The sequence below is a fragment of the Providencia sp. PROV252 genome, assembly GCF_033676005.1.
GTDB classification, from domain to species: domain Bacteria; phylum Pseudomonadota; class Gammaproteobacteria; order Enterobacterales; family Enterobacteriaceae; genus Providencia; species Providencia vermicola.
Window position 1 is genome coordinate 4,138,367 of sequence record NZ_CP096294.1, and the last position, 11,968, is coordinate 4,150,334.

At 42.9% G+C, this 11,968-nt stretch carries 12 protein-coding genes; 10 read left to right on the forward strand and 2 right to left on the reverse strand.

The window, feature by feature from the left end; translation table 11 throughout:
• Positions 1–316: 316 nt before the first annotated feature.
• The 4 genes from pepA (at position 317) to M1F05_RS19085 (ending at position 6,458) form a co-directional block, all read left to right on the forward strand.
• Positions 317–1,828, forward strand: coding sequence for a leucyl aminopeptidase (gene pepA / locus M1F05_RS19070; RefSeq protein ID WP_206083278.1), 1,512 nt, complete (start codon positions 317–319; stop codon positions 1,826–1,828).
• 609 nt (positions 1,829–2,437) lie between these two features.
• The gene (locus M1F05_RS19075) at positions 2,438–2,887 is read left to right on the forward strand and encodes a DNA polymerase III subunit chi (protein ID WP_206083276.1); all 450 of its coding nucleotides are present in this window, start codon (positions 2,438–2,440) and stop codon (positions 2,885–2,887) included.
• Between the two features lie 35 nt (positions 2,888–2,922).
• Positions 2,923–5,793, forward strand: a complete 2,871-nt coding sequence (locus M1F05_RS19080) for a valine--tRNA ligase (RefSeq protein ID WP_206083783.1) — start codon at positions 2,923–2,925, stop codon at positions 5,791–5,793.
• A gap of 170 nt (positions 5,794–5,963) precedes the next feature.
• Positions 5,964–6,458 (forward strand): GNAT family N-acetyltransferase, encoded by a 495-nt coding sequence (locus M1F05_RS19085; RefSeq protein WP_206083274.1) that lies wholly within the window; start codon positions 5,964–5,966, stop codon positions 6,456–6,458.
• Between the two features lie 68 nt (positions 6,459–6,526).
• On the opposite strand, the gene rraB is transcribed toward M1F05_RS19085, so the two are convergent.
• Positions 6,527–6,940, reverse strand: coding sequence for a ribonuclease E inhibitor RraB (gene rraB, locus M1F05_RS19090; protein ID WP_042845698.1), 414 nt, complete (start codon positions 6,938–6,940; stop codon positions 6,527–6,529).
• A gap of 162 nt (positions 6,941–7,102) precedes the next feature.
• On the opposite strand from rraB, the gene argF reads away from it, so the two are divergent.
• The 3 genes from argF (at position 7,103) to M1F05_RS19105 (ending at position 9,670) form a co-directional block, all read left to right on the forward strand.
• The gene (gene argF, locus M1F05_RS19095; RefSeq protein WP_206083272.1) at positions 7,103–8,128 is read left to right on the forward strand and encodes an ornithine carbamoyltransferase; all 1,026 of its coding nucleotides are present in this window, start codon (positions 7,103–7,105) and stop codon (positions 8,126–8,128) included.
• A gap of 422 nt (positions 8,129–8,550) precedes the next feature.
• Complete coding sequence (locus M1F05_RS19100; protein ID WP_206083270.1) at positions 8,551–9,054, forward strand: fimbrial protein; 504 nt, start codon at positions 8,551–8,553, stop codon at positions 9,052–9,054.
• Positions 9,055–9,157: 103 nt separating this feature from the next.
• A complete protein-coding gene (locus M1F05_RS19105; RefSeq protein ID WP_206083268.1) occupies positions 9,158–9,670 on the forward strand; it encodes a hypothetical protein in 513 nt (170 codons plus the stop codon).
• Between the two features lie 12 nt (positions 9,671–9,682).
• Here M1F05_RS19105 and M1F05_RS19110 read toward each other — a convergent pair whose 3' ends face one another.
• Positions 9,683–9,943 (reverse strand): hypothetical protein, encoded by a 261-nt coding sequence (locus M1F05_RS19110; RefSeq protein WP_206083266.1) that lies wholly within the window; start codon positions 9,941–9,943, stop codon positions 9,683–9,685.
• Positions 9,944–10,017: 74 nt separating this feature from the next.
• Here M1F05_RS19110 and pyrB point away from each other — a divergent pair, with 74 nt between their 5' ends.
• The 3 genes from pyrB to ridA all read left to right on the forward strand — a co-directional run bounded on the left by pyrB (position 10,018) and on the right by ridA (position 11,952).
• Positions 10,018–10,953 (forward strand): aspartate carbamoyltransferase, encoded by a 936-nt coding sequence (pyrB, locus tag M1F05_RS19115; protein ID WP_206083264.1) that lies wholly within the window; start codon positions 10,018–10,020, stop codon positions 10,951–10,953.
• 13 nt (positions 10,954–10,966) lie between these two features.
• Positions 10,967–11,431 (forward strand): aspartate carbamoyltransferase regulatory subunit, encoded by a 465-nt coding sequence (gene pyrI / locus M1F05_RS19120; protein ID WP_206083263.1) that lies wholly within the window; start codon positions 10,967–10,969, stop codon positions 11,429–11,431.
• Positions 11,432–11,565: 134 nt separating this feature from the next.
• On the forward strand, positions 11,566–11,952 hold the full coding sequence (ridA, locus tag M1F05_RS19125) for a RidA family protein (RefSeq protein ID WP_206083262.1): 387 nt from the start codon (positions 11,566–11,568) through the stop codon (positions 11,950–11,952).
• Positions 11,953–11,968: the final 16 nt, after the last annotated feature.

Consider the following 11,968-nt stretch of genomic DNA (forward strand, 5'->3'; position numbering starts at 1 on the left):
GTCTTTTGGGAAGAAAATGGCTAAGTTCGTTAAATGTCTGCCATTTACTAACATATACTCTGGTTTATTGTATGGCTAGAATGATATAAAAGCATTCTCTATACTGATTGAAATATCAGAACATGCTTAATATTCGTGAAACCAGATATACTTGCCATACTTCACGTTGTTTCGCGATAAACAGCATACAACGTGAGTTATTTCGCGTATAGATGGTTAGTTTAACATAAAGAGTTTATTCTCTATGAGGTAGATCATGCGAAACGCTAATTTTAGCGGGAGCATCGGCCTTTGTCTTTAAGATTCAGGAGAACGCATGGAGTTTAGTGTAAAAAGTGGTAGCCCGGAGAAACAACGCAGCGCATGTATCGTTGTCGGTGTCTTTGAACCACGCCGTCTGTCCCCAATTGCTGAACAGTTGGACAAAATCAGTGACGGATATATCAGCGCCCTGCTGCGCCGTGGCGAACTTGAAGGTAAAGTAGGTCAATCCCTGCTACTCCATCATGTGCCTAACGTTCTGTCTGAACGCATTCTACTTATCGGTTGCGGTAAAGAACGCGAGTTAGACGAGCGCCAATTTAAACAAATTATTCAGAAAACAATTAGTACTCTGAATGAAACAGGCTCAATGGAAGCTGTGTGCTTCCTAACTGAATTACATGTAAAAGGCCGCAATAACTACTGGAAAGTCCGTCAAGCCGTCGAAACTGCAAAAGAATCGCTGTATGTGTTTGATCAACTGAAAAGTAATAAAACAGAACATCGCCGTCCACTGCGTAAATTGGTGTTTAATGTACCAACTCGCCGTGAACTGACCAGCGGTGAGCGTGCAATTTCTCACGGTCTGGCTATCGCCTCGGGTGTTAAAGCCGCTAAAGACTTGAGCAATATGCCGCCAAACATCTGTAATGCGGGTTATTTAGCGTCTCAAGCACGCCAATTAGCAGACCTTTCAGACAGCAAACTGACCACTCGCGTGATCGGTGAAGAACAAATGAAAGAATTGGGTATGAATGCCTATCTCGCAGTGGGTCAAGGTTCACAGAATGAATCCCTGATGTCCATCATGGAGTATAAAGGCAATCCAGACCCAGAGAGCAAACCAATCGTTCTGTTAGGCAAAGGCTTAACCTTTGACTCAGGCGGTATTTCAATCAAACCTGCCGATGGCATGGATGAAATGAAATACGATATGTGTGGTGCCGCGTCTGTTTACGGTGTGATGCGCTTTATCACTGAGTTACAGTTGCCTATCAACGTGATTGGGGTACTGGCTGGCTGTGAAAACATGCCAGGTGGCCGTGCTTATCGCCCTGGTGATATTCTCACAACCATGTCAGGCCAAACGGTTGAGGTGTTAAATACCGATGCGGAAGGTCGTTTAGTGTTATGTGATGCGCTGACCTACGTTGAGCGTTTTGACCCAGAATTGGTTATCGATATCGCAACCCTAACAGGTGCGTGTGTGATTGCTTTAGGTAGCCACTACACCGGTTTGATGTCGAATCATAATCCTCTGGCGCATGAGCTGTTAAATGCCTCTGAGCAAGCAGGTGACAGAGCATGGCGCTTACCGTTAGCGGATGAGTATTTTGACCAAATCACGCCGAACTTTGCGGATTTAGCGAATACGGGTGGGCGTCCGGCGGGTGCGATCACTGCGGGCTGCTTCCTGTCTCGTTTTGCGACCAAATATAACTGGGCGCACCTCGATATCGCAGGAACAGCATGGCGTTCAGGCGCAGCGAAAGGGGCAACAGGTCGCCCTGTTTCCATGTTAGCGCAGTTCTTATTGAACCGTGCTGGCTTAAATGGTGACGAATAATCCCGTTTAGGTGAAATCGCTGTACTTCGACCATAAAAATATCCCGATGAGCAATAGCGATTCGGGATATTGTTTTTTTGGTTTTCGCTACACGCATAAAGCCATTTTGAGGCAGCCACAAAAAAGGATATAATTCAGCATAGATATCATCTTGCGCTAGGCGACTTAAAAAGTGTCGCCAACACCCCTACAAATTTAAGTATGGCATTTTTAGCTATACCCTAAATAATTGAATTTGTAGGTAGGCGGCAAGGGCCTGAGGCCTTAGATGCATACAAAAGACTGTGACTAAGGTGAAAGCGCGAAGCCAACACCCCTACAAATTTAAGTATGGCATTTTTAGCTATACCCTAAATAATTGAATTTGTAGGTAGGCGGCAAGGGCTTGAGGCCTTAGGTGCAGACAAAAGACTGTGACTAAGGTGAAAGCGCGAAGCCAACACCCCTACAAATTGAAGGATAGCCATTTAAGCTATACCCTAAATAATTCAGTTTGTAGGTAGGCGGCAAGGGCTTGAAGCCTTAGGTGCATACAAAAGTATGTGACTAAGGTGAAAGCGCGAAGCCAACACCCCTACAAATTTAAGTATGACGGGTATAACGGGTATTATGAAAAAAGGTACATTCTATCAACTTGACCAGCCCTCCCCACAAGCTGAATACGAAGCCCACGAATGGTTAGCGTGTGAGCTTGCCGCACAAATGTGGCGTCATGGGAAGCGGGTTTTGATTGCTTGTGAAACACAGCAGCAAGCCGAAAAGATTGATGAAGCTTTGTGGCAACGTGACCCTCATCAGTTTGTGCCGCATAATTTGGCTGGAGAAGGCCCTCGTTATGGTGCACCCATTGAAATTTGTTGGCCAACAAAGCGGGGTAATACGCCGCGGGATATTTTGATTAATTTGCAGTCGAAGTTCGCAGATTTTGCAACAGCTTTCCATGAAGTGATAGACTTCGTACCTATTGATGAAACTTTAAAACAGTTGGCGCGTGAACGGTATAAAACATACCGTAGCGTCGGCTTCAATTTGACTATGGCGACGCCGCCAACTTACTGAATATAAAGACGATGGAAAAGAAACCAGATAGCCCAATGAATGAGCCTTCGCTCGATAAAACCTATAACCCCGCAGAGATTGAGCAAAACTTGTATGCTCATTGGGAGAAAAGCGGTTATTTTAAACCTAATGGGGATACCACCCAGGACAGTTTCTGTGTCGTCATTCCACCACCGAACGTCACGGGTAGCCTGCACATGGGGCACGCTTTCCAACAAACTATCATGGATACCATGATCCGTTACCAGCGTATGCAAGGTAAAAATACCTTATGGCAAACGGGTACTGACCATGCGGGTATCGCAACCCAGATGGTGGTTGAGCGTAAAATCGCGGCAGAAGAAGGTAAAACTCGCTACGATTACGGTCGTGAGCCGTTCATCGACAAAATTTGGCAGTGGAAAGCAGAATCAGGCGGCACAATTTCCCAACAAATGCGCCGTTTAGGTGACTCTGTTGATTGGGATCGCGAGCGCTTCACCATGGACGAAGGTCTGTCCAAAGCGGTTAAAGAAGCTTTCGTACGCATGTACAAAGAAAACCTGATTTACCGTGGCAAACGTCTGGTTAACTGGGATCCCAAACTGCATACCGCGATTTCTGACCTTGAAGTCGAAAACCGTGAAATCAAAGGTTCCATGTGGCACCTGCGCTACCCTCTGGCTGATGGCGCAAAAACGGCTGAAGGCAAAGATTATTTAGTGGTTGCAACCACTCGCCCTGAAACCATGTTAGGGGATACGGGTGTTGCAGTTAACCCCGAAGATCCACGTTATAAAGATTTAATTGGTAAAGAAATCATTCTACCAATTATTAATCGCCGTATTCCAATTGTGGGTGACGAACACGCAGATATGGAAAAAGGCACAGGCTGCGTGAAAATCACCCCAGCTCATGACTTTAATGACTATGAAGTGGGTAAACGCCATCAGTTAACCATGATTAACATGATGGACTTAGACGGTAACGTTCGTCACGAAGCGGAAGTTTTTGATACTAACGGGCACCCATCTACCGCGTACAGCTGTGAAATTCCTGAAAACTACCGTGGAATGGAGCGTTTTGCTGCACGTAAAGCCATCGTTGCTGAATTCGATTCACTCGGCTTATTAGTTGAAGTTAAACCACACGATTTAACCGTACCTTATGGCGACCGCGGTGGTGTTGTTATCGAACCAATGCTAACTGACCAATGGTACGTGCGTACTGCACCTTTAGCGAAAGACGCTATCAAAGCCGTTGAAGATGGCCGAATTCAATTCGTCCCACGCCAATACGAAAACATGTATTTCTCTTGGATGCGCGATATTCAAGACTGGTGTATTTCTCGCCAATTATGGTGGGGTCACCGCATTCCTGCATGGTATGATGAAAAAGGCAATGTTTACGTCGGTCGCGATGAAGACGAAGTTCGCCGTGAAAATAATTTATCGGCAGATGTTGCACTGCGCCAAGACGAAGACGTGCTGGACACCTGGTTCTCATCAGGCCTATGGACGTTCTCGACACTCGGCTGGCCAGAAAATACCGATGCCCTGAAAACATTCCACCCAACAGATGTATTAGTCAGCGGCTTCGATATCATTTTCTTCTGGATTGCCCGTATGATCATGATGACCATGCATTTCATCAAAGATGAAAACGGCGAGCCACAAGTACCATTTAAAACCGTCTACATGACAGGTCTTATTCGTGATGAAGAAGGCCAAAAAATGTCGAAATCCAAAGGGAACGTGATTGACCCATTGGATATGATTGACGGGATTTCACTGGAAGACCTGCTAGAAAAACGTACGGGCAACATGATGCAGCCACAACTGGCTGAAAAAATTGCTAAACGTACTCGCAAAGAATACCCAGAAGGTATCGAAGCTCATGGTACTGACGCCCTGCGTTTCACCTTAGCGGCACTGGCTTCAACGGGTCGTGACATCAACTGGGATATGAAGCGGTTATCTGGCTACCGTAACTTCTGTAATAAGCTTTGGAACGCAAGCCGTTTCGTGCTGATGAACACAGAAAATCAAGATTGCGGCCAAAACGGGGGCGAAATGAGCTTCTCATTAGCCGATCGCTGGATCATGGCAGAGTTTAACCAAACGGTTAAAGCTTACCGTGAAGCGTTGGATACCTATCGTTATGATATCGCAGCGAATATCCTGTACGATTTCACATGGAACGAATTCTGTGACTGGTACTTAGAGCTGTCTAAACCTGCGGTTCATAAAGGTAACGAAGCCCAAGTTCGTGCAGCACGTTTCACGCTGATTGAAGTGCTTGAAGGCTTACTGCGCCTTGCACACCCTATCATTCCGTTTATCACTGAAACTATCTGGCAGCGGGTGAAAGTGGTTAAAGGCATCGAAGCCGATACCATTATGTTACAAGCGTTCCCTGAATTTGATGCGGCGAAAGTGGATGAGCTAGCGCTCAACGACCTTGAGTGGATCAAAGAAGCGATTATTGCAGTACGTAATATTCGTGCTGAAATGAATATCTCCCCAGGTAAACCACTGGATGTCATGCTGCGCGGCGCTTCAGCAGATGCACAACGTCGCGTTGAAGAGAACCAAAACTTTATCAAATCGATGGCTCGCCTTGCAACAATCCGTGTTTTAGCGGACGGTGAAGAGGCTCCTGTGTCTGTGACCAAACTGGTTAACGGTGCAGAGCTGTTGATCCCAATGGCGGGCTTAGTCGATAAAGACGCAGAATTAGCACGCTTAGATAAAGAGCTGGAAAAAGTCACGAAAGAAATCGACACTATCGAAAGCAAGCTGGCCAATGACGGTTTTGTCAGCCGCGCACCTGCTGCGGTTGTCGAAAAAGAACGTGAGCGCCTCGCTGCCAATATTGAAGCGAAAGCGAAAATTGAAGCGCAGAAAGTGACGATCGCCTCTTTATAATCATTGATTAATCAATCAGTTTGAAAGCCCTTATTCGTTCGCGGATAAGGGCTTTTTCTTGCTGACTAATTCGCGTATCATTAAAAGACTGCGTTCGCAGTTCTCAGATTGAAGTGCCCTTCAGGTTCTCTCTACACTGAGTTGTACACAATAATAATCAAGAGTTTCACATGACAACACAAAACTACAAAGTTCGTCTTATCGAGCAACAAGACAATGCAGGGATTGCCTCAGTAATCCGTGAGGTTTCTGCAGAACATGGTTTAACCGCGGACAAAGGCTTCGCAGTGGCTGATCCTATTTTAGACACCTTATTTGAAGTTTATAGCCAACCACGTAGCGCTTATTGGGTGGTGGAAATGGATGGGGAGATTGTCGGGGGTGGCGGCGTGTCACAACTGGCAGGCGGTGATGATAAAACAGCTGAACTACAAAAAATGTATTTGTCTTCGGTTCTACGTGGCAAAGGTTTAGCGAAGCAAATTGTGTTGATGTCATTAGAGTTTGCCAAATCACAAGGCTATACTCGCTGCTATTTGGAAACCACAAAAGAACTACAAGCAGCCATTAAGCTGTATGAAAAGTTAGGCTTTGAATTTATTGATGAAGCTCTCGGAAGCACAGGCCATAGCGACTGTGAAATTCGCATGTTGAAGGCGTTATAGTTCTGTCATAAACAAAAAAGGATAGTTTTTAGCTATCCTTTTAAGTATTTGAACGATGTGACTAATAATTAATGAACGCGGTCTTCTGGTTCGATATCGTCACCGTCTTCATCATCATATTCGGCATCTGGGTCTTCAAAATAAGTGCCCCAACCATCGTAGTTGACGCCCATTTTTTCAGCCAGTTTCATTAATTGCTCAACTTGTGCATCAATTAATTCTGCATTTAATGCACTTTCACTGATTACATCACAGCACATTAATGTTTCACCCGTTTCGATTTCGAGCTCTTCTGCGTCTGTCACTTCATAGCCCAGTTTGAACGCTTCAACCGCAGCTTTTTCTAATAACGCAAAGTTATCCGCTGAAAAGTGATGCTCAATGGCATACAATGCGTCAGGATCGCTGCCATCTTCCAGTAATTCTTCGATAATTAGACGAGTTTCTTCGTACTGCGCGTCGAGTTCCGCTTTATCAACCATATCCACACCCCTTATTCCATTATCGCTATTCTCTGCGCCATTCTCCCATAGGGTTAACAGTGAAACCATACTTTTCAGAATAATTCTTTTTCATTGGGGGTTGATTTTGAATTTTTATGAATATAAATTGAATATTAATTCAATCAAAAAAGGCTGCATTTTATGAATCCCCTCTATAGTAAGCATTTTCTAAGATTATTAGATTTCACCTCTAACGAAATTCATTCACTGTTAAAGCTTTCAGCATGGTTAAAATCAGAAAAAAAAGCAGGTACAGAGCAACCTCTGCTTGCGGGGAAAAATTTTGCTCTGATCTTTGAAAAAGACTCCACTCGTACCCGTTGTGCTTTCGAAGTCGGTGCCTTTGATCAAGGGGCTAGAGTCACCTATTTAGGGCCTTCAGGCAGCCAAATTGGCCACAAAGAAACCATGAAAGATACTGCAAGAGTCCTCGGTAGGATGTATGACGGTATCCAATATCGGGGCTTCGCACAAAGCACCGTTGACGTACTAGCCGCACACTCGGGAGTGCCTGTATGGAATGGACTAACTAACGAATTCCATCCCACACAGTTATTAGCCGACCTACTTACCGTACAAGAACACCGACCAAACACCCCATTTTCTGAAATCAAATTTGCATACTTAGGCGATGCACGCAATAACATGGGTAACTCTATGTTAGAAGCTGCCGCACTGACGGGGTTAGATTTACGTTTAGTGGCGCCTAAAAGCTGCTGGCCTGAGCAAGCGTTGATTGATACTTGCCTAGACGTTGCCAAAACCACAGGGGCAAAAATCACGCTCACGGAAGATGTTGCCGAAGGGGTTAAAGGTGCAGACTTTATTTACACGGATGTGTGGGTGTCGATGGGTGAAGCCAAGGAAGTTTGGGCGCAAAGAATTAACCTGTTAAAACCGTATCAGGTCAATATGGATGTAATTAAGTTAACAGGTAACCCGAATGTCAAATTCCTACATTGCTTACCTGCATTTCACAATGAAGACACCAAACTCGGCGCGCAATTGGCGAAAGAATTCAATATGTACGGCGGTTTAGAAGTCACCGAGGACGTGTTTGAATCCCCTTATAGCATTGTTTTCGACCAAGCAGAAAACCGTTTACACACGATTAAGGCCGTGATGGTAGCAACATTAGCACCTGAGTTACCTAATAATATTTTCTAAACTCCCCCCCTCAACGCCAGCTATTGGGTTGAGGGGATAACAACAACCGCATTAGGTCAAAAATCCCCTCTAAAAAAACTATAAGGTTTTTGAATTCTATTTTAATATCGTTTTCAGTTTAAATAAATTAACACATTTAACTTATTTTAAATAACCCATGAAAATTAACCATAAAAGATAAAAATAATACTTACGTAATTAAACGTGCAATTTAAAATTAAATTATTAAATTAAAAAAATATCATTAAGTACTTATGCTAGAAATTTAAACCAACTAATCTACTACAGTTTAAAAAAAGAATTTAACCTTGTATTGCTCATTAAACCAAAAATTATATCTTTATTTTCACTATCTCTCTTCAATAAAAATAATATATTGACTAAAATATTTAATCTTAATATTAATTAAAAGGAATTTTTTCATGAACTTGCTAAAAAAAAGTGGTTTAGCATTGCTTGTCTGTGTCTCTTTACCTGCTCTATCCGCTGTTCAAAATATGCCAATTAATATTAAAGGCACATTCTCTAATGTTACCCAACCTTGTACTGATGCTAAGCTTGAAAGTACCACGGCTTTCGGCGCGATTAACACGCTAGAAAAAGTGGGTGATGAAACATCCTACAGAAGCTCAGGATATTTAAACTTTACCTGCGAATTTCCTGCCAACGCAAAGTTAACGTTCAGTGCCAATAATGCACCAAATGCACCTGATGTATTTAAAACATCGAGTGATGCTTTTGGTGTTAAATTAAAATACAACAGCACTGAAGTAAAACCTGGTCAGTCTAATGATATTAAAATTAGTCAAGGTACTAACCATATTACTTTCCAGACAAGTATGAAACGCTTATCCGCCAACAGTCCAAATGATTTTGGTAACCATACTTTTGATATCATCGGTAATTTAGCTATTACTTACCAGTAATATATCATCTCTACATTTTGAACTGAGTAACATTATCACTCAGTTCAAAATGTTTGATACTAATAAATGAGTAATAACGCTTATTTTATTTGAGATATTTATAATGCATGCCATTAAATTAAAAATATTTATTCCATCTATATTATTATTCGGTATTACACCTTACTCTTTATCTGCAACACAAAATATGCCTATCCGTATTAATGGAACATTTTCAAATGCCCCATTATTGTGTCAAATTACCGATAACTCTTCTTTTTCAAACTTTACTCATGGGCCTATTTCCTCTAAAAAAATGGGGCAAGAAACTGGAACACACAAAATTCCGCTTTCGATTGACTGCAGAACAACAGTGAGTGCGCAGTTATCATTTACAGCCCCTGCAAGTGTCCATTCTAGTCAGCTATTCCAAACTTCGAGTAAAGCGCACGCCGTCAAACTGAGTTGGCAGGGAGAGGCAATCCTACCAAATAAAAGCGTTGCTATTACGATGACTCAAAACCAAAAAATTTATTATCTCGATGCAGCACTCGTGAGAATCGCTCCAAATACTGTTGGAGATTATGGCGAACACTCGTTTAACCTCGCAGGAAATTTGGCGATAGATTACCCATAAATAATTCCCCGACTATAACGACGGTGGAAATTTTTCCATCTTGCTGATTTTTAATTTTTTATCTGCTTGCTTAATTTTCAATCTAAAAACAAAAAATAAAAAAAATTTATTTTTCTTTATGCAAACGCTTGCGTCAGCGAGAGACATGCGTATAATGCGCCACAATTTGTCGGGAGAAACCATGAACGCTGCTGTTGTATTTTTTACACAGAACACCTCCAACGCACTGCCTTCGAGCGGTCTGGACAGCCTGTTTTTCCCCTCCGTATTCATAAAAAAGCCCCTCATTGAGGGGCTTTTTTTTGGCCTATAGACCTAACATGTCTTGCTGACAAAGGAGAACAACCATGCCGAATCCTTTATATCTTCGCGATATTATTTCGATTAACGATTTAGACCGCTCAGACCTTGAGCTTGTGCTCAACGTGGCTGCGTCATTAAAAAAACAGCCACAACCTGAATTTCTAAAACATAAAGTCGTTGCGAGTTGTTTCTTTGAAGCATCAACGAGGACCCGTTTATCATTTGAAACGGCGATCCACCGCTTAGGTGCTTCAGTCGTAGGGTTCTCTGATAGCACAAATACATCGTTGGGGAAAAAAGGCGAAACGTTAGCGGATACGATTTCGGTTATCAGCCAATATGTTGATGCAATCGTGATGCGTCATCCTCAAGAAGGTGCGGCACGTTTAGCTAGCCAGTTTGCTGGCAAAATCCCTGTTATCAATGCGGGCGATGGTTCTAACCAGCACCCCACACAAACGCTACTGGATTTATTTACTATCCAAGAAACACAAGGCCGCTTAGAAAACTTACAAGTGGCAATGGTCGGTGACCTAAAATATGGCAGAACAGTACACTCACTGACGCAGGCTTTATCTAAGTTTGAAGGCAATCACTTCTACTTTATCGCACCAGAAGCACTATCCATGCCAAACCATATCTTGCATATTTTGGAAGAAAAAGGGGCGACTTACAGCCTGCACAATAACATTGATGAAGTCATGCCAGAGTTAGATATTCTGTATATGACTCGCGTCCAAAAAGAGCGCCTCGACCCATCTGAATATGCCAATGTAAAAGCGCAATTTATCTTGCGTGCTGAAGACCTGCACTCGGCAAAATCGAATCTAAAAGTCTTGCACCCACTACCACGTATCGATGAAATCACAGTCGATGTTGATAGCACCCCTTATGCGTATTACTTCCAGCAAGCAGGTAACGGCATCTATGCACGCCAAGCGTTGCTATCACTGGTTTTAAATAAAGAATTGGCTATCTGAGGAGGACAACACCATGACACACGACCATAAACTACAAGTTGAAGCCATTAGCCACGGTACGGTTATCGACCATATTCCTGCTCAAATTGGTTTTAAGCTACTGAAATTATTTAAATTGACCAAAACAGATGAGCGCATAACTATTGGGCTAAATTTACCCTCTAGTAATCTGGGTAAAAAAGATATTATCAAAATTGAGAATACCTTTTTAACCCCTGAACAAGCCAACCAACTGGCGATGTACGCGCCTGAAGCGACCGTAAACCGTATTGAAGATTACCAAGTTGTTGAAAAATTAGAATTAACGTTGCCAGAGCATATTGATAACGTACTGGTATGCCCAAATAGCAACTGCATTAGCCACAATGAACCCGTTTCAAGCAGTTTCCGCGTGAAAAAAGTGGGCAAAGAAGTCGCTCTGACTTGCCGTTTCTGTGAAAAAGAGTTCGATAGAGACGCCGTGATCAATAATCAATAGGTTATTTCAGCGTAGACTTCGGTGTTGTCTGGGCGCAATCCGTGTTTTAATAGCGCCTAATAGCCATAAAAATGTGGCTCAGCCTAGGTTATATTAGGTGAGTCGCTTCTCTTACGTGATGAAACGGAGTAATTATGTCATACGAAATCAATACAGAAAACGCACCCGCAGCCATTGGCCCATACGTTCAAGGCGTTGATTTGGGTAGCATGGTTATCACTTCAGGCCAAATCCCTGTTGATCCAAAAACAGGGGAAGTGCCTGAAGATATCGCTGCACAGACTCGCCAATCACTGGCTAACGTCAAAGCAATCTTAGAAAAAGCAGGCTTAACCGCAGCAGATATCGTTAAAACCACTGTATTCGTTAAAGACTTAAATGACTTTGCAACAGTCAATGCAACCTATGAAGAATTCTTCAAACAACACAACGCACCATTCCCAGCACGTTCTTGTGTTGAAGTTGCTCGTCTGCCAAAAGACGTGAAAATTGAAATTGAAGCCATTGCCGTTCGCAAATAACGCTTAATTCAATATA